General features: G+C 62.4%; 18 protein-coding genes. 5 read left to right on the forward strand and 13 right to left on the reverse strand.

Features of this window, described 5'->3' with window-relative positions; genetic code table 11:
* Nucleotides 1-18: 18 nt before the first annotated feature.
* From AB6O04_RS00005 to rph, 12 genes are all read right to left on the reverse strand, one after another.
* Nucleotides 19-519, reverse strand: a complete 501-nt coding sequence (locus tag AB6O04_RS00005) for a transposase (protein WP_368561559.1) — start codon at nt 517-519, stop codon at nt 19-21.
* 81 nt (nt 520-600) lie between these two features.
* Nucleotides 601-942 carry a hypothetical protein gene (locus AB6O04_RS00010; protein WP_368561560.1) on the reverse strand — a complete coding sequence of 114 codons (342 nt, stop codon included), beginning with the start codon at nt 940-942 and terminating at the stop codon, nt 601-603.
* 126 nt (nt 943-1,068) lie between these two features.
* Nucleotides 1,069-1,290 (reverse strand): hypothetical protein, encoded by a 222-nt coding sequence (locus AB6O04_RS00015; RefSeq protein WP_368561561.1) that lies wholly within the window; start codon nt 1,288-1,290, stop codon nt 1,069-1,071.
* A 143-nt stretch (nt 1,291-1,433) separates the two neighbouring features.
* On the reverse strand, nt 1,434-1,796 hold the full coding sequence (locus AB6O04_RS00020) for a hypothetical protein (RefSeq protein ID WP_368561562.1): 363 nt from the start codon (nt 1,794-1,796) through the stop codon (nt 1,434-1,436).
* A gap of 271 nt (nt 1,797-2,067) precedes the next feature.
* Nucleotides 2,068-2,391 (reverse strand): low molecular weight protein tyrosine phosphatase family protein, encoded by a 324-nt coding sequence (locus AB6O04_RS00025; RefSeq protein ID WP_368561563.1) that lies wholly within the window; start codon nt 2,389-2,391, stop codon nt 2,068-2,070.
* Between the two features lie 85 nt (nt 2,392-2,476).
* Nucleotides 2,477-3,817: a Xaa-Pro dipeptidase gene (gene pepQ, locus AB6O04_RS00030; protein ID WP_368561564.1), complete on the reverse strand. Its 1,341-nt coding sequence runs from the start codon at nt 3,815-3,817 to the stop codon at nt 2,477-2,479.
* Between the two features lie 415 nt (nt 3,818-4,232).
* Nucleotides 4,233-4,580 carry a PilZ domain-containing protein gene (locus tag AB6O04_RS00035; protein ID WP_368561565.1) on the reverse strand — a complete coding sequence of 116 codons (348 nt, stop codon included), beginning with the start codon at nt 4,578-4,580 and terminating at the stop codon, nt 4,233-4,235.
* Nucleotides 4,577-6,961 (reverse strand): DUF1631 domain-containing protein, encoded by a 2,385-nt coding sequence (locus AB6O04_RS00040; protein WP_368561566.1) that lies wholly within the window; start codon nt 6,959-6,961, stop codon nt 4,577-4,579. Before AB6O04_RS00040 ends, AB6O04_RS00035 begins: the two co-directional genes overlap by 4 nt.
* Nucleotides 6,962-7,135: 174 nt before the next feature.
* Nucleotides 7,136-8,290: a radical SAM family heme chaperone HemW gene (gene hemW, locus AB6O04_RS00045; protein ID WP_368561567.1), complete on the reverse strand. Its 1,155-nt coding sequence runs from the start codon at nt 8,288-8,290 to the stop codon at nt 7,136-7,138.
* A 37-nt stretch (nt 8,291-8,327) separates the two neighbouring features.
* Nucleotides 8,328-8,924, reverse strand: coding sequence for an RdgB/HAM1 family non-canonical purine NTP pyrophosphatase (gene rdgB, locus AB6O04_RS00050; protein WP_368561568.1), 597 nt, complete (start codon nt 8,922-8,924; stop codon nt 8,328-8,330).
* Between the two features lie 22 nt (nt 8,925-8,946).
* Nucleotides 8,947-9,339: a VOC family protein gene (locus tag AB6O04_RS00055; RefSeq protein ID WP_368561569.1), complete on the reverse strand. Its 393-nt coding sequence runs from the start codon at nt 9,337-9,339 to the stop codon at nt 8,947-8,949.
* Between the two features lie 162 nt (nt 9,340-9,501).
* Nucleotides 9,502-10,227 (reverse strand): ribonuclease PH, encoded by a 726-nt coding sequence (rph, locus tag AB6O04_RS00060; protein ID WP_368561570.1) that lies wholly within the window; start codon nt 10,225-10,227, stop codon nt 9,502-9,504.
* A gap of 120 nt (nt 10,228-10,347) precedes the next feature.
* Here rph and AB6O04_RS00065 point away from each other — a divergent pair, with 120 nt between their 5' ends.
* The 5 genes from AB6O04_RS00065 (at nt 10,348) to AB6O04_RS00085 (ending at nt 15,206) form a co-directional block, all read left to right on the forward strand.
* Nucleotides 10,348-11,208, forward strand: coding sequence for a YicC/YloC family endoribonuclease (locus AB6O04_RS00065; RefSeq protein ID WP_368561571.1), 861 nt, complete (start codon nt 10,348-10,350; stop codon nt 11,206-11,208).
* Nucleotides 11,205-11,822, forward strand: coding sequence for a guanylate kinase (gmk, locus tag AB6O04_RS00070; protein WP_368561572.1), 618 nt, complete (start codon nt 11,205-11,207; stop codon nt 11,820-11,822). The genes AB6O04_RS00065 and gmk overlap by 4 nt, the downstream gene beginning before the upstream one ends.
* 248 nt (nt 11,823-12,070) lie before the next feature.
* Nucleotides 12,071-12,370 carry a DNA-directed RNA polymerase subunit omega gene (gene rpoZ / locus AB6O04_RS00075; RefSeq protein WP_097121050.1) on the forward strand — a complete coding sequence of 100 codons (300 nt, stop codon included), beginning with the start codon at nt 12,071-12,073 and terminating at the stop codon, nt 12,368-12,370.
* A 119-nt stretch (nt 12,371-12,489) separates the two neighbouring features.
* A complete protein-coding gene (locus tag AB6O04_RS00080; protein ID WP_368561573.1) occupies nt 12,490-14,661 on the forward strand; it encodes a bifunctional (p)ppGpp synthetase/guanosine-3',5'-bis(diphosphate) 3'-pyrophosphohydrolase in 2,172 nt (723 codons plus the stop codon).
* A 161-nt stretch (nt 14,662-14,822) separates the two neighbouring features.
* Nucleotides 14,823-15,206 (forward strand): RidA family protein, encoded by a 384-nt coding sequence (locus AB6O04_RS00085; protein ID WP_337342645.1) that lies wholly within the window; start codon nt 14,823-14,825, stop codon nt 15,204-15,206.
* Between the two features lie 264 nt (nt 15,207-15,470).
* Here AB6O04_RS00085 and AB6O04_RS00090 read toward each other — a convergent pair whose 3' ends face one another.
* Nucleotides 15,471-16,517: an AraC family transcriptional regulator gene (locus AB6O04_RS00090; RefSeq protein ID WP_368561574.1), complete on the reverse strand. Its 1,047-nt coding sequence runs from the start codon at nt 16,515-16,517 to the stop codon at nt 15,471-15,473.
* Nucleotides 16,518-16,590 lie beyond the last annotated feature (73 nt).

The following is a 16,590-nucleotide window of genomic DNA, read 5'->3' on the forward strand; positions in this document are numbered from 1 at the left end:
GCGGCGTGCACGCGTGGGCTACCGTAGGTCTGACGGCTTTGCGCATGCACGTCGCGGATACGCTCCAGCAACGCCGCATCCTCGATTGCGCGGGGACTTGCCGGCCGATGCCGCCAGGCATAGAAACCTGAAGCGCTGACGCCGTACAAGCGGCACATCGTCCTCACCGAGTGGGTTTCTTGGTGATGGGCGATGAAGGCGAAGACGTCGTCTTTCGAGCCGAAGTGAACGCGATGGCTTTTTTAAAAGGTCATGCTCGACCTTCAGCCGCTCGTACTGCCGCTTCATCTCGCGCAGCGACTTCAGCTCGGCCGCCACCGCCTTATCCACTTCAACACCCTTGCTCATGATCACTCCCTCGCGGGCCTGCTTGCGCCAACGAGACAACATGAAGGGGTGAATGTAAAGCGACTCGGCCACGTCGCTGACCGACACCCCGGGAAGCTGGCTTAGACGGACCGCTGTGGCCTTGAATACATCGCTATAGCGATACGTAGTACGAGGACCTGGTCTGGGCATGGATGACACTCCTGATAGTTAGATCAGGGTGTCCACTAAACCGTAGGAGCTACCGGTTCGGCTTGAATGAATTGTTAGGCATCACCGGCTCACCTCGATGTGATTGAGCTTTCCGTCTTGCGCGTAGAATGCCGGCAGGCTTGCCGCACGCGCGATCAGTGCGACGTCAATGATGTCTTGAACGGTTGCCTCTTGGTCGTAAAGCAAGACTACCGACGTGACGCCCTCGGAATGCTTAGCTGTCCGAATGGCATCTCCCATACGCTCTACGGAGTAGTTGCGACCACGCCAAGTGAACTCGTCTCCTGGCGCTGCAGCGATCTCCGCAGGAAGCTCGCCTGCACTGGGCTCCGGCCGCGCCACCGATGCGCAACCGGTCGCGATGACCAAGACGACAAAGAGTGCTTTTTGGATGACGCCCATATTGCCCCCTGTGATGCCTAACGCCTGAGTTAAGCCGACCCACAGCAGGGCGGCGACTGGGTGCGAATATAGCCGAAGGCGGGCACTTAGGCGGCGCCCTGATGTGGGTTCGGCTTGAACGAATTGTTAGGCCGCAGCCGCGTGTCCTGGCCGCCAACCAAGAAGACGGGCGGGTAGAAACAGAATGGCCTGCAAGAGCGCGAACATAGCAGAGAACGTGATCCCCACCAGACGGAATGGTAGGGCGAGCAGCCAGATAATTGGCCACAGGACCAAGGCCAGCAGAGCCAGCGGCCAGCACAGGATGAAGAGAAGGCACCAAGCAACTATCCCAATAAGTGCTTTCATAACAAGGCTCCTACGGCCCGGACACCGAGCGGTCAGGATTGCATTGGCTGAAACGGGTGGCAAGTCGCTACGACGGAGCGGCTGGAACGCGGAACCAAACGCCAGATACGGCGACGAAACTACCCCGCGGCCTAACGCCTGAATTAAGCCGAGCCGCGAAGCGGGTTCGGCTTGAATGAATTGTTAGGGGGCAGCCCCGCACGACGAAGCGCCAGCAAGAGCAGCGTCATGATCAATGCAGACAGTAGTGCTGCCTGTATCGGGATGCCACCAACTGCAAAGAAGTTGCTGAGCTGGCCCAAGTATACGAATAGGCGATGGATGGGCGAAATCCAGATAGCGAATGCGAGTGCAACCCCAAGAAAAAACGATCCACTTACCCAGGCAACACGCCAACGCCGCCCGGGGAGCAGTTGCCAGTGAAGAACGGCCGCAACTCCGAAGATGGGGAGCCACAAGACGGTAAGCAATCCGATGAGTTCACTCACAGTGATGTAGTTGTCCATCCCGGCCCCTAACTACTATTCGACCCCAAAGCGGGGTGTAGCGCCGATTCTGTAGCTTGCTCGGCAGGTCGTCAATTGGTGAATTTCTTTCTGAATCAGAGGGTTTCCCATCAAAGTTTAATAAATGCGGAACTGTGTTATGCGGCCGCTACGCCCTCTAAGCACTATTACGGTGCCGGCGCGCCGGATAATACAAGGAGTGGCGCCGCTTGACGTGCGAGCGCGCAGCGTTTGGTCGCGCGGGGATCATTAAGCCTGTGTCGCCCCGCGCTTACAGATACCGGCCGACCTTGTTCTTCAGCAGCTGGACTAGCACCGGGTCCATGTAGTCGTAGTCGTCTGGAATATCCAGACAGATCAGGCGCTGGTGGCCACGCAGATGGTGTTTGAACTTGCTGCGGAGTTTGTTGCGGTGGGTCTTCTCCATGACGAAGATGAGGTCCGCCCATTCCACCAGCTCTGCGGACAACGGGACTTCGGCGTCGTGATTCAATCCGGCGGAAGCCGTTTCGACATCGTCGCGGAGTGAGAACACTTGTTCGGCAGTGGGGCTGCGCAAGCGGTTCTGGCTGCAGATAAATAGTAGTTTCTTCAACGGCAGTTGCTTGGATGATTGGTGAGCACGGAATGCGAGAACGAAGAAGAGCGTTTAGTCATCCTTGCTCCTGTCTTCATCATGTTCATACCGCTTCCGCAAACGCCGGGCGGGTCAGGTTGACCGCGTCGCCGTTGGTGCACAGTACTTCGTCTTCGATGCGGATGCCGCCGTACGGCCGGAGCGCGTCCACACGCGCCCAATCGATGCTGTCGGCGTGACCGTTCTGCTTCACCTCGTTCAACAGCATGTCGATGAAGTAGACGCCCGGTTCGATGGTCACCACCATTCCCGGTTCCAACACGCGTGTCATGCGCAGATAGGGATGCCCCTGCGGGCGCGGTATCTTGCCGCCGTGGTCGCTTTCGGCGAAGCCGGCCACGTCGTGGACCTGCAAACCGATGGGATGGCCCAGGCCGTGCGGGAAGAACGCCGCGCTGACGCCGGTTGCCAGAGCGGTTTCCGGTGAGACCTTGATAACACCGTGGTCCTTCAAGATGCCCATCAGGCTCAGGTGCGCATCGATGTGCAGTTGCTTGTAGTCCACGCCGGCGCGTACGCCTTCGCCCATCGTGATCTGCGCGGCGTCCACCGCATTGACCAACGCCTGGAATTCGCCGGACGTATCCATGGCGTAGGTGCGGGTGATGTCGCTGGCGTAGCCATGAAAGCTGGCGCCGGCGTCTATCAGAAAACTGCGCACCGGCGTGGGCGCGGTGTGGCACCGGTCGTGGTAGTGCAGCACGGCACCATGTTCATTCAAGCCAATGATGTTGTTGTAAGGCAGTTCGCTCGGGTCCTGGCCAACGGCGTTGCAATAAGCCATATGGATGGCGAATTCGCTTTTGCCTTCGCGGAATGCCGCCTCGGCAGCGCGATGGCCGCGCACGGCAAGGTGTTGGGCCTCGCGCATCAAAGCGATCTCGTAAGCGGTCTTGTAGGACCGCTGATACTCCAGATAGTTGACGACCGCATCCGGACTATTTGGGGTGTAGTCACCCAGCGCGCTCTGAGGTTCGCCCAGGATGGCGCAGCGGTTCACTGGCTTGGGCAGCAGCGCCAGCGCTTCGTCTGGTTTGCGGATGATGTGGATATCGAAATGCTCCACCCACCAGCCGCTGGGCGCATCCGGCACCACGTGCCAGTAGTCGAACGGCTGATAGAAGATCACCTTCGGCCGCTGGCCCGGCGTGTAGACCAGCCAGCTGTAAGGCACGCGAGTGAGCGGCAGCCAGGCCTTGAACTGCGGATTGACCGCATACGCATAATCCCGGTCGTCGAAGACCTGATAGTGCAGTGTGCCGCTGGGCACGACCAGATGATCGAAGCCGCCACGCGTCAGCGCTTCGTCCGCACGCCGCTTCATGGTGGCGAAGTGGTCGGCGTAGAGTAGGGCGAAATCTACGTTCGGAGCGGATACGGTCATTGTGGCGGCTCGTTCGGGGTGCGGCAATTTTGCCGCATTCGGCCGACTATTTCCCGTGGCATGAATGCGAGCAGCTTTGGACACGGATCAACGCGGATAGCTGCGGATAGCCGCGGACAAGCGCATCGAATGCCTTGATCTGTGTTTATCCGCGTTTGTCCGTGCCTAAGGTGCTCTTGCGGTTGAGAGATATTGCAATCTGATAGGAAGAGCTCGCGGCGGGACGCCGCTCCGCGCCCCGGTAACTCCGCAATGGGCGCGATCTGGAACGCGCCGCAGCGCGCCTGTGTGGTGAACAGCAGTTTCGCTTTGCCGTCATCTGACGGAAAGAGCTCGCGGCGGGACGCCGCTCCTACCGGCGGGACGCCGCTCCTACGGGGATACGTACAGGAACACCTACAAAGGCGCGCGCAATTCAGCCGGTACCGGTGTCGGGGGCATTGACCCAGGCGCGCAGGGCTTCCAGTGGTTCTTTGTCGATGGTAAGGAAGCGCAGGCCGGCGAAGGACTGGCCGGGGGTATTGGCTTGGGCGGCCCATATCAGGTGGGCGCCGACTTCGATGGGTGTTTCGCGGCCGCGGTTATCGCGAATGTGGAAGCGCAATTGGTACAGCGCGTCTTCCACTATGGGTGCATTGGCGACCAGCAGCATGCCGGATTCGGACACATTGCCTACGCGGCCGATGGCTTGTTCGGTCATCAGATCGATCACGGCCACCGGTTCGGGAACGTGGCGGCGTCGGGCGCGGCGGAATTCCTTCATGCGTCTGCTCCGGAAAGATCACTCGGCCGCTGTGTGCCGGTCAGGCTGCGCAACGCCTTGAGGGTGGCGTTCCAGGCGCGGTCGATCAGGCGCCCCTTGTCTTCCGTCACCACCAATGCCTGTCCCTGTGCCATCAAATGGGCGATGGTGTCCAGCGATTGCTCGCCTACGCGCTGGCCGCGCTGATTGACGAACAAAGCATTGCCAGTTACCGGGCTGAACCAGGACAGCCGCTGCCGATGAACATCACCCTGCTGGTTCTTGGTGAACTCGAACCAGGTGCCGAATGGCAGCGTGCGCAGGTAGTCATAGCATTCCTGTTCCTGCGCCGTGCGCGGGTGTGGCGTCTTTTTCTTGGCCGGTGTCTGCTCGCCCAGGCGCGCGCGCGCCTTCAGGCGTGCGGTCAGTTCCGTGCGCGAGGTGCTTTCATCCTCCGCGGCGCTCGATAGCCGCCGGGCGATGGCCGATGCCTCGTCCTCGTGGTATCCGACCTGGACCAGTGATTTCTCGATCCGTTCGGTCAGCTGCGGGTCGGCCGGTACATCGTCGCCCGCAGTCGTGGCCGCCACGATCCGCAGTGTGGTCTGCAGCTGTTCGTGCCACTCATCGGAACTCTCGCCATTGCGCAACAACGTCAGCGTCAGTACGTCCGCCCAGGCCTGACTCAGCAGGGCTTGAACGAACTTCTGCGGTTGCTGGTCGCGCAATGCGGTCTGGATGGTTTCCGCCGCCTTCTGCTTGGCAACTTCCAGGCGATCCTTGCCGCGTGCCGCCTCTACCTGCCGACGCTCGGCCAATTCGGCTTTGCGGGCCAATACCTGGAAATGCTGCTGCACTTCCTGGTTGGCGCGCTCGAACACCGCTTCATCGCCTTGATACTCGGCGACCACCCGCTCAACGGCCTGATGCAGCTTGAGCACCAGCTGTGGATCCACGTCGTCATCGCCCAGCCAAGTGGCGCCGGACTCGGCGACGGCATTCAACAGTTCTCGGGCGGGGTGTTGCGGACGCAGGAAGAAATCGCGATCACGCAGGGCCGCTTGTACGATCGGCGCCTGCAAGCGGACCAACAGATCCGCCGCCGGCGCTTCCTGCTGCACCTCTCGTTCGATCTCGTTGTACAGCAAGCCGAGCAGCTCGAACGTGTCGGCATCGGCGCTGGCCAAGGCGGCGTTCGCGCCATGCTTTTCCCGTGCCTGGGCCAGCATTGCCTGTTGAAGATCCTGCACGGTGCGGCGCCGCTGGTCGGGCGCGTGCGGCAGCGTCGTTTCAGTCTGCAGGGACTGCAGCGTGGTCAGCACATCCGACGTAGGCAGCAGTTTTTTGCGGAAGGCCGCTACCGCCTCGGCGGTGCGCGGTGGCGGTTGGAATGGTTCTGCGCTGGCGACCGAAGCAGCGCCCGGCGCGACGGCAGACGGTGGATTGGCCGGCCCGGCGGTGACGGAACTAGCTGCTGTCGCGTCGGCGGCCAATGCGGTGCGTCGAATCGAAAGCAGTTGCTGCAGCGCGGCGAACGATGCATCAATGTCGGCGTCGGTCGGCGTCGCGGGTACCGCGGGAATGGGGTCGACCGCAACAGGCGCAGCCGGTGTTGTTCCAAGGCCTGCAGTATCGCTTTCCGCAGCCAGGGTGGCCCAACTGGCAGATGACGACTGCCCCTGCCATCCGGTCATGGGACGGCTGGCGGCTGGGCCGGATGCCGTTCCCCGGTGCGGTCCGCCGCCCACGTCGCCCGCGCGCACGATGCGCGGCAGGTAGACGTTCAGCCCCGGCAACACGCCCTGGCTGGCCAGGAACTGATTCACCGTGCCGGCCCATTCGACGTAGTTGAACATCACCTTGAGATCGAAGCTGCGGTACAGCAGCAACTGGGCGCCCAAGGTCAAATCCAGGGTGACCGCCGCGTCCTTCAGGACATGGGAAAGACGCTGCGGACCAAGCGGCAGCGTCTCCGCATCGAACGCCGGGCTGCCGGCCAACACGCCGAAGCGCTGGCCCATCAGCAAGATCTGCGTGGCAGCCCGGCTTTCATGCCGGCGCGCCACGTCGTTCAGCACGATCTCCTGATCCATCGCCGCATCTTCGACCAGCGTCAATGTCTGGTAATCCAGCAGCGCATGGGCGTTTTCATCACGTTTTGCGCGTGGTAGACGGATGCCAGCCAGTTCCGCTTCCAAGCCGAACATGTAGTGCGGAATCAGTTCGCTGCGGTTTTTCTGTAGGGCTAGCAGATCGGCGAAGTGTTCCGCCTGGCGATTGTTGTTGCGGGCTTTTTCCGCCTGCTTGAACAGCTGCTGCTCGAACTCGACCAGCATTCCGTTGAGCGCGGCAATGAAGTCGACGGTGATGTGGTCATACAGATTCTGCAGAATCCGGCGCACTCGCGGCGGCAACGATGCCGAAGCGATCGTGGTGGGTTTCGCGCCAATTGCATTTGGTCTTATCGCAGACATCAGTGCGGCAGCACTCCCCTTTGGGCAACGATTATCACATGTCAGCGAGATTACAACGGGTTTGTAGCCAGGGTGTGATGGAGGCCGATGATCGGTTGTTGATCAGTTCGTCAGGAACAGCTCGACCACGTCATTGGTGAAGCGCCTGCCCAGTTCTGTGGGGACGGCGCGGCCTTCCGACAGCGTCAGCCAACCATGCTGCAAGGCCTGCTCCAGCGGTGCGGCGATCGCGGTTGCCGGCAAGCCCGTCCTGGCCTCGAAGTCGGCTAGTGCGAAGCCCTCGTGCAGCCGCAAGGCATTGAGCATGAACTCGAACGGGCGCCGCTGCGGTGCTATCCGGTCATCGCCGCCGATGGCCTGCGGCGTACCGGCAGCCTCCAGGTAAGTCGTGGGGTGCTTCACTTTCCAGCGCCGCAGGATCGTCTGTTCCGCGCCCAAGGTGATCTTGCCGTGTGCGCCGGCGCCGACGCCCAGGTAGTCGCCGAAGCGCCAGTAATTGAGATTGTGTGCGCATTGACGCCCCGGCTTCGCATAGGCGCTGACTTCGTAATGCGCGTAGCCCGCGTCGGCCAGCATCGCCTGGCAGTGCTCCTGCATATCCCAAGCGTGGTCGTCATCGGGAATGCCCTTCGGCGGCCGCGCGAAGAAGATGGTATTGGGCTCCAGGGTGAGCTGGTAGTGCGAGATGTGCGCGGGTTGAAGGGCAAAGGCGCGGTCCAGATCGCGCTCGGCCATGGCCAGCGTCTGCTCCGGCAACGCGTACATCAGGTCCAGGTTGAAGTTGTCGTAGCCGGCGTCCTGTGCCAGCTTCACCGCGCGCTCGGCTTCGCTGCTGTCGTGGATACGGCCGAGCCGCTTCAGGCATTCGTCATCGAAGCTCTGGATGCCGAAGCTGATGCGGTTGACCCCGGCATCGCGATAACGGTCGAACCGTCCGTGTTCGGCGGTACCCGGGTTGGTTTCCAACGTGATCTCGCAGCCCGGGGCAAAACGCAGCCGGCTACTGGCGGTTTGCAGGAAACGGTCGATGGTTTCCGGTGGGAACAGGCTGGGCGTGCCGCCGCCAAAGAACACGCTGTGAACGGTTCGGCCCCAGACCAGCGGCAGATCCTGATCGAGGTCGCGGATCAAAGCGTCCGTGTATTCATCGAACGGCAGCGCGCCTTTGCCCTGGTGCGAGTTGAAATCGCAATAAGGACATTTGCGTACGCACCACGGCAGGTGAACGTACAGCGATAGGGGCGGTGGAATCAGCATGCGGTATGGCGACTGGGCGATCGAAGGTGCGACGGGTCTACAGAACGACGGTGCGCAGGCGCTCGCGCAGCTGCACCAGCGCCTGGCCACGGTGGCTCAACGTGTTCTTGAAGTCCAACGCCATCTCGGCGGCGGATTGGCCATAACGCGGATCGAAGAACACCGGATCGTAACCGTGTCCGCCACTGCCGCGCCGTTCGTGCAGGATGTGGCCGCGCCATTCGCCTTCCACGATCAGCGGTTGCGGATCGTTGGCGTGGCGCAGCAGCACCAGCACGCAGTAGAAGTGGGCGCTGCGCTGGTCGTCCGGCACGTCTTTCATCGCCTCCAGCAACTTGTCGATATTACGCGCGGCATCGCCGTGTTGACCGGCATAGCGCGCCGAATACAAGCCGGGTGCGCCGTGCAGCGCGTCCACGCAGATGCCGGAGTCGTCCGCCAACGCGGGCAGGCCGGTGATCTGGCAGGCGTGGCGCGCCTTGATCAGCGCGTTCTCGACAAAGGTCGTGGCAGTTTCGTCAGCATCGCTGACGCCCAGGTCGGATTGGGCGATCAGCTCGATGCCGCTGTCGGCCAGCAGGCCGCGTAGTTCTTCCAGCTTGCCGTGGTTGGAGGAGGCGAGTACCAGCTTCACGAGGAGTCCTGTTCGTTGGCGTTCAAGATGTGGGTTGCAGTAGATCCCAGCGGTTGCCGTAGAGGTCGCGGAATACGACCACGGTGGCATAGCTCTCCTCACGAGGGACTTCCAGGAACGTCACGCCGCGCGCCACCATGGCGTGGTAATCGCGCCAGAAGTCATCGGTCTGCAGGAAGAAACCCACTCGGCCGCCGGTCTGGTCGCCGATTCGCGCGCGCTGGGCGTCGGAGCTGGCTTGCGCCAGCAGCAGGCAGGTCTCCTGGCTACCCCGCGGCGCTACCCGTACCCAGCGCTTGCCGCCGCCTTGGTCGGTATCTTCCAGCAATGCGAATCCCAGGTCGCTGGTGTAGTGGGCGATGGCCTTGTCGTAATCGTCGACGACCAAAGTGATCAGGCTGAGAGTTTGTTTCATCGGGCGCCAAGGCAATCCGGTGGAATTCCCATTGTAGGAGCGCCGTCCCTGGCGGTAGGAGCGGCGTCCCGCCGCGAGCTCTTGTCTTCCATCGCGATCTGACAAGAAGAGCTCGCGGCGGGACGCCGCTCCTACAAGGCAAATGAGGAAAGGGAGAAGGGTTTACCCGGCCAGCGCCGCGCGCTGGGCGGCGAACAGTTCGCTAATGCCCTTTTCGCCCAGTACCAGCAACGCGTCCAGTTCATCGCGGCGGAAAGCGTGGCCTTCGGCGGTGCCTTGCAGCTCAATGAAGCCGCCGCCATCGTTCATCACCAGGTTCATGTCGGTGTCGCAATCGCTGTCTTCCGGATAATCCAGGTCCAGCACCGGCACACCGCGGTAAACACCTACCGACACCGCGGCGACTGCGCCGTGAATGACTTCGCGCTTGATCTCGTTGCGGCTCTTCAGCAAATTGATCGCGTCCACCAACGCCACGTAGGCGCCGGTGATGGCGGCGGTGCGGGTGCCGCCATCGGCCTGCAACACGTCGCAATCCAGCGTGATGGTGCGCTCACCCAATGCTCCGCGGTCCACGCAGGCGCGCAGCGTGCGGCCGATCAAGCGCTGGATCTCCAGCGTGCGTCCGCCCTGCTTTCCACGCGATGCTTCGCGGTCGCTGCGGGTGTGGGTGGATCGCGGCAGCATGCCGTATTCGGCCGTCACCCAGCCCTCGCCTTTGCCACGCAGGAAGCCCGGCACCCGGTTGTCCACGCTGGCGGTGCAAAGTACGCGGGTTTCGCCGAAGCTGATTAATACCGAGCCTTCGGCGTGGCGGGTATAACCGCGCTGGATGCGAACTTCGCGCATCTGATCAGGCAGGCGGCCGCTGGGACGTAACACTGACATGTGGGGATTCCGGGGAGTGGGGAGTGGGAAGCGAGGAATAGAAGCCGCGCATGTGGGTCGTGCGGGTTCCGGAGGCGCGCTAGGGTAACATTCGCGCTCTCGCTACGACCGGACCCGCCCATGATTCGCAGCATGACTGCTTTCGCCACCGCCGAGCGCTCCACGGACGGCGGCACGCTGACCTGCGAACTGCGCGCGGTCAACCATCGCTTTCTTGAGCTGGGCATGCGCCTGCCGGAAGAATTGCGCGTGCTGGAATCCGCCCTGCGTGAACGCATCGCCTCGCGCGTCGCTCGCGGCAAACTGGATTTCACGCTGCGCCTGCGTGGACCGGAAGGCGAGGGCAGCCTGCAACTGAATCCGCACATGCTGGCGCAGCTGTCGGAACTGGCGCTGGACATGTCCGCGCGTTTTCCCGGGCTGCGTACCGAACTGACCGACCTGTTGCAGTTCCCCGGCGTGCTGCAGAACAAATCGGTGGACCCGGTCGCGCTGCAGGCGGAAGCGTTGGCGTTGTTGGATACGCTGCTGGACCAGTTCATGGCGGCGCGCGAACGTGAAGGCGAAAAGCTGGCGACGGTCATCCTGGAGCGCGTCGATGCGATCGCCGCGCAGGCGGCCGAAGCGAGGAAGCTGATTCCCGCGATCCGCACCGGACAGCGGCAGAAACTGGAAGCGCGGCTTGCCGATCTGGCGCAGCCGGCCGATCCGGGGCGGGTGGAGCAGGAACTGGTGATGTCGTTGCAGAAGCTTGATGTCGATGAGGAATTGGATCGCCTGGATAGCCACATCAAGGAAATCCGCCGGGTTCTGAAGCAGGCCGAGCCGGTTGGCCGGCGCCTGGATTTCCTGCTGCAGGAGTTCAACCGCGAGGCGAATACGCTGGGCTCAAAATCGGTCGATACCCGCACCACCAACATCGCGGTGGAACTGAAAGTGCTGATCGACCAGATCCGCGAACAAGTGCAGAACATCGAATGAGCAAGCGCGGCACCTTGTATATCGTGGCCGCGCCGTCTGGCGCCGGTAAGAGCAGCATCGTCAATGCCGTGCTGGCGCGCGACTCTGAAATCGCACTGTCGATCTCGTTCACGTCGCGCGCTCCGCGCCCCGGCGAACGTCACGCGCACCATTACCACTTCATCAGCGCGGACGAGTTCAAAACGATGATCCGCGCCGGCGAGTTCTTCGAGTACGCGCAAGTGCACGGCGACTGGAAAGGGACCGCACGGCAGTCGGTGGAGCCACAGCTATGCGCCGGCAAGGACGTGCTGCTGGAAATCGACTGGCAGGGCGCCCGCCAGGTGCGCGAAAAAGTGCCGGATGCCGTCAGTGTCTTCATCCTGCCGCCGTCCCGCGATGCGCTGGAACAGCGCATGCGTACACGGGGCCAGGACAGCGAGGAAACCATCCAGCGCCGGCTGGCGGCCGCGCGCGAGGAGATGTCGCACTACGACGAGTTTGATTACGTCATCGTCAATGACATCTTCGAAAAGGCGGTGGAAGAAATGCAGACCATCTTTACCGCCAGCCGCCTGCGCCGTGAGGCGCAGGAAGTCCGCCACGCCAGCTTGATCCGGACGTTGCTGGCGTAGGTTCAGGCGCGATTAGCTGCGTTGCGCACACGTCTGGGCCCTCCACGGCAACGTTCAGGCCCGTGCACCGGCACTGCTTTCCATATGAGCTGGCCCTCCGTTCGTGCGCACAGCGCACTCTGCGGCGGATACGGTGAATCTAACTAATTGATTTTTAAGAAAAGGCTTGCAATCGAGGGGTGGCTTGCCTACAATCGCGGCCCTTTCCCCATTCAATCGTGCGGCCCATCGGGTCGCCGGGAGCCCGTATGGCCCGCATCACCGTCGAAGACTGCCTGGAAGTCGTCAACAACCGTTTCGATCTGGTCACGATGGCCGCCAAGCGCGCCCGTCAGCTCGCCAATGGCGTGGAGCCCACCATCGACAATAGCGAAAGCGCCGATAAGCCGACCGTGCTGGCGTTGCGCGAAATCGCCGCCCGCAAGATCGACAACGACCTGATCGACCGCGTCGAAAAGGCCGAGCGCGAGCGCGCCGAACGCGAAGCACTGGAGTGGGCCGCCGCCGAAGTGGTCGCCGACGACGATCTGTCCAAGGGCGACGACTGAACCACCGGCAACAGGCCGGGCGATAGTCCGGTTTGTCAGCCACTGGAAAAGCCCGCGCCAGCGGGCTTTTCTTGTTTTGGTCGTTTGCCGTTAAGCCGCGTCTGGAATAGGCTGGCGGCATGAACCCAGGCCGCACCGCCAAGGCAGTCAAAGCCAGCGCTCCGTCGCGCGACGAAGCGGCGCCGGACTATGTTCTGCAGTTCGAACACGCCGCTTCGTACCTGCCGGCCGAACAACTGCCACTGCTGCGGCATGCCTGGGAACTCGGCGCCGCCGCGCACATCGGTCAAACCCGCAAATCCGGCGAACCGTATATCACCCATCCGATCGCCGTCGCGCGCGTGCTGGCCGAACTGGGCATGGATGCGGAAACACTCATTGCGGCCATCCTGCACGACACCATTGAAGACACGCCGCTGACGCGCGATGAAATCGCCATCGAATTCGGCGAGTCGGTTGCCGAATTGGTCGATGGCGTCACCAAGCTGGACAAGCTGAAATTCCGCGACCGCCAGGAAGCCGCGGCGGAAAGTTTCCGCAAGATGCTGCTGGCGATGTCGCGCGACCTGCGCGTGATCATGATCAAGCTGGCCGACCGCCTGCACAACATGCGCACGCTGGGCGCGCAGGGCGCCGAAGCGCGGCAGCGCATCGCCCGTGAAACGCTGGATATCTATGCGCCCATCGCCCAGCGCCTGGGCATGAACCTGGTCAAGTCGGAACTGCAGGACCTGGGCTTCCGCGCCATGCATCCGTGGCGGCACGCCATCATCGACAAGCACATCCGCAGCCAGCCGGTGGTGCGGCGCGAATCGATGGCGCAGATCGAAGCGCACCTGTCGCAACGGCTGACCAAGGAAGGCATCGAGCACCGACTGGTCAGCCGCATCAAGACGCCGTGGAGCATCTATAACAAGATGCGCAGCGAAGGTAAAAGCTTCGATCAGGTAATGGACGTGTTCGGCTTCCGCGTCGTGGTCGACTCGGTACCGACCTGCTATCACGCGCTCGGCGCAGTGCATTCGCAGTACAAGCCGTTGGACGGACGCTTTCGCGATTTCATCGCCATTCCCAAGGCCAATGGCTACCAGTCGCTGCACACGGTGCTGTTCGGGCCGTACGGTTCGCCGATCGAAGTGCAGATACGCACACAGGAAATGGATTTGATCGCCGAACGCGGCATCGCGGCGCATTGGACCTACAAGTTCGGTGCCGACACCCCGAATAGCGCGCAGAGCCGCGCGCATGCCTGGATAGTGGAGCTGATCGAGAACCAGCGCGCCGCAGGTTCTTCGCTGGAGTTCCTGGACAACGTCAAGGTCGATCTCTTCCCTGATGAGGTCTATCTGTTCACGCCTAAGGGCAAGATCCTGGCGTTACCGCGCAACTCCACCGCGCTCGACTTCGCCTACGCTGTGCACACGGACGTCGGCAATCGCGCGGTGGCTTCGCGCGTGGACAAGAAGCTGGTGCCGTTGCGCACCAAGCTGGCCAGTGGCCAGAGCGTGGAAATCATCACCGCCAAGTCCGCCGCGCCCAAGCCGCAATGGCTCGAGTTCGTGGTGACCAGCAAGGCGCGCACGGCGATCCGGCACCAGCTCAAGCAACTCGAGCACGAAGACGCGGTGCAGCTGGGCCACCGCATGCTGGACCGCGCGCTGGAAGAACTCGACAGTTCACTGGAGCGCCTGCCCGCACAGCGGCTGGATGCGTTCCTGACCGAGCATCGGTATCCGCGTCTGGAAGCGCTGCTGGCCGACGTCGCATTGGGCAACTGGATGCCGTCACAGGCCGCGCAGGCGCTTACGGCATTCGCCGAACTGCGCAGTGGTGGCCATTCGCGTCATTCGCAGGAAAAAATCCTGATCAACGGCACCGAGCGCGGCGTGGTCAGCTTCGCCAATTGCTGTCAGCCGATCCCCGGCGACGAGATCATGGGCTATCACACCGCCGGCAAGGGCATCGTGGTGCATCGGCTGGATTGTCCCAACGTCACTGAGTTCCGCAAGTCGCCTGATCGTTGGGTGCCTATCGACTGGGACGCCAACGTCAGCGGCGATTACGACGCTTCGCTGCTCATCGATGTGGAAAACCGTCCCGGCGTGCTGGCGCAAGTCGCGGCCGCGGTGGCGAAGAGCCAGTCGAATATCGAACGCGTGGAGTATCTGGAGCGCGATATCAACGTCGCCGTGCTGCGTTTCTCCATCCAGGTGCGCGACCGCAATCACCTGGCGGAAGTGATGCGTCGCTTGCGCCGATTGAACGTAGTGCATGGCGTACGCCGGCAATAGGGCGGGCCCAGGCCCGCCATCGCCATGCCCGTTCTTGCGACGACGATGGGTTCTAATTGGTCGGCCTCGATCATCGCCGCCATGATCCGAACGCGCGCGATGGCGGGCCTGGGCCCGCCCTACGGTTTAGAATCCCTGCAACGCCGAACACAGGAATCACCATGACCCGCCAGATCGTCCAGACCGACCATGCGCCCGCTGCCATCGGCCCGTATTCGCAAGCGGTTCGCACCGGCAATACTGTTTATTTCTCCGGGCAGATTCCGCTGGATCCCGCCACCGGTGCATTGGTCGAAGGCGATATCTCAGTGCAAGCGCGGCGCGCATTCGACAACTTGAAAGCGGTGGCCGAAGCGGCCGGCGGATCGTTGGACCGGATGGTGCGATTGGGTTTGTACTTGACCGACCTGGGCCAATTCGCTGCGGTCAACGCGGTGATGCAGGAATATTTCTCAACGCCGTTTCCGGCGCGCTCCACCGTCGAAGTTTCCGGTCTGCCCAAGGGAGCGGTGTTTGAAGTCGATGCGGTGATGGTGCTGGATTGAAGCGCTAGCGCGTTTCCATAGCGATTGTTTCAATCGGAGCCGACGGGAAGCCGGAACGTCCTTGCACCGATTGCTAGGATTCAATCATTCATCGTCATCCCGGCGTAGGCCGGGATCTAGCGACTTGATCGGGGGTTCGACTGTAGAGCTTTAACAGCCGGATGACGGGTCAGGCCAGCCGCCATTTTTGGATTGCACGGCGCTGGGTCCCGGCCTGCGCCGGGATGACGAATCTGTTGTGGCTTGAAACTAAGAGGATCCCTGTCACGCCATGCGCTCACGCGCTTCGCTGGGCGTGTAGCCGGTCCAGCGTTTGAACGCGCGGCGGAATTCGCGCACGTCGGTGAAGCCGACCTGGTTGCCGACCCGCGAGATGGTCATGCCACGATCGTGCAGCAGTTCCAATGCGCGTTGCGTGCGAATGTGATCGTGCAGCGCTGTGAAACGGGTGCCTTCCTCGGCCAACTGCCGGCGCAAGGTGCGTTCGCTGAGATGCAGCGCCGTCGCGATGTCCGCCATCTGAGGGTTTTCTCGTAGCCGCGGACGCAACTGGCGACCCACCGCTGCAGTGGTTTCACCCTGCAGCGACAGCGCATCCAGCTGGGCGCGGCATAGCGCCAGCGCCTGACGCGAGGTGACCGGGTTGTAGCTGGGAAAGGGCAGGGCCAGCCATCGGCTGTCCACCACCATGCCGTTATAGGGCTGGTCGAATCGCACTTCGCACTCGAACATCTCGGTGTACTTGTGCGCATAGGCCGGCGCTGGATAAGCCAGGTCCAGACGCCGGGGATGGAACTCCAGTCCCGCTAGTTCGCGCGCCAGCATCAACACGCTGGAGAACATTTCCTCGCACAGGAACGGCAGGATGTCCGCCGGCGCGAACGGCGCGGATGCCACTACGGTCACCGCATCGCCGCCCTCCAGCGACGGCATGTCCAAATCCATCAGCGGGCCGATGGCGTGTTGGTAGGTCAGGCCGATAGATACGGCTTCGCCGAAATTCGGCGCGGTCTTCATCGCCAACCCCAACAAGCCGAAGTTGCCGCCGTTCTGCTTGGCTCCCATCGCCAGGCCGACGCCGTCGAGCGGTAGCGAGCGCAGCGCGCGACGGATCACCTCGATGGCCTGGCGGTAAGAAACCCGCGCGTCAGGTTCCTGCACCTCACGCGTATTGAGGCGCAAGCCGGTGAACCAGTCCTCGCAGTTCACTCCCAGTTCGCCCGCCAGCAGCACCAAGCCGCACAGCATGTTGGTCGGCAGATTGGCGACGGATAGCCGCGCATCTTCCCCCTGGCCCTGATTGCGTCGCATCGAAGCCCCTCCAGCTTGTCCGCTTTGCCCCCCTTAGTATGCCGCTCCTGCCCTCTCGCGTGATCGGCGTCGC

The sequence above is a fragment of the Pseudoxanthomonas sp. UTMC 1351 genome (assembly GCF_040948865.1).
GTDB lineage: Bacteria > Pseudomonadota > Gammaproteobacteria > Xanthomonadales > Xanthomonadaceae > Pseudoxanthomonas_A.

What these genes read in the sequence shown, in the direction of transcription:
- AB6O04_RS00005 (WP_368561559.1), bottom strand. Translation starts at nt 519, where the DNA reads ATGCCCAGACCAGGTCCTCGTACTACGTATCGCTATAGCGATGTATTC.
- AB6O04_RS00055 (WP_368561569.1), bottom strand. Translation starts at nt 9,339, where the DNA reads ATGAAACAAACTCTCAGCCTGATCACTTTGGTCGTCGACGATTACGAC.
- AB6O04_RS00065 (WP_368561571.1), top strand. Translation starts at nt 10,348, where the DNA reads ATGATTCGCAGCATGACTGCTTTCGCCACCGCCGAGCGCTCCACGGAC.
- rph (WP_368561570.1), bottom strand. Translation starts at nt 10,227, where the DNA reads ATGTCAGTGTTACGTCCCAGCGGCCGCCTGCCTGATCAGATGCGCGAA.
- AB6O04_RS00080 (WP_368561573.1), top strand. Translation starts at nt 12,490, where the DNA reads ATGAACCCAGGCCGCACCGCCAAGGCAGTCAAAGCCAGCGCTCCGTCG.
- rpoZ (WP_097121050.1), top strand. Translation starts at nt 12,071, where the DNA reads ATGGCCCGCATCACCGTCGAAGACTGCCTGGAAGTCGTCAACAACCGT.
- AB6O04_RS00020 (WP_368561562.1), bottom strand. Translation starts at nt 1,796, where the DNA reads ATGGACAACTACATCACTGTGAGTGAACTCATCGGATTGCTTACCGTC.
- AB6O04_RS00090 (WP_368561574.1), bottom strand. Translation starts at nt 16,517, where the DNA reads ATGCGACGCAATCAGGGCCAGGGGGAAGATGCGCGGCTATCCGTCGCC.
- AB6O04_RS00035 (WP_368561565.1), bottom strand. Translation starts at nt 4,580, where the DNA reads ATGAAGGAATTCCGCCGCGCCCGACGCCGCCACGTTCCCGAACCGGTG.
- pepQ (WP_368561564.1), bottom strand. Translation starts at nt 3,817, where the DNA reads ATGACCGTATCCGCTCCGAACGTAGATTTCGCCCTACTCTACGCCGAC.
- gmk (WP_368561572.1), top strand. Translation starts at nt 11,205, where the DNA reads ATGAGCAAGCGCGGCACCTTGTATATCGTGGCCGCGCCGTCTGGCGCC.
- AB6O04_RS00010 (WP_368561560.1), bottom strand. Translation starts at nt 942, where the DNA reads ATGGGCGTCATCCAAAAAGCACTCTTTGTCGTCTTGGTCATCGCGACC.
- AB6O04_RS00085 (WP_337342645.1), top strand. Translation starts at nt 14,823, where the DNA reads ATGACCCGCCAGATCGTCCAGACCGACCATGCGCCCGCTGCCATCGGC.
- AB6O04_RS00015 (WP_368561561.1), bottom strand. Translation starts at nt 1,290, where the DNA reads ATGAAAGCACTTATTGGGATAGTTGCTTGGTGCCTTCTCTTCATCCTG.
- hemW (WP_368561567.1), bottom strand. Translation starts at nt 8,290, where the DNA reads ATGCTGATTCCACCGCCCCTATCGCTGTACGTTCACCTGCCGTGGTGC.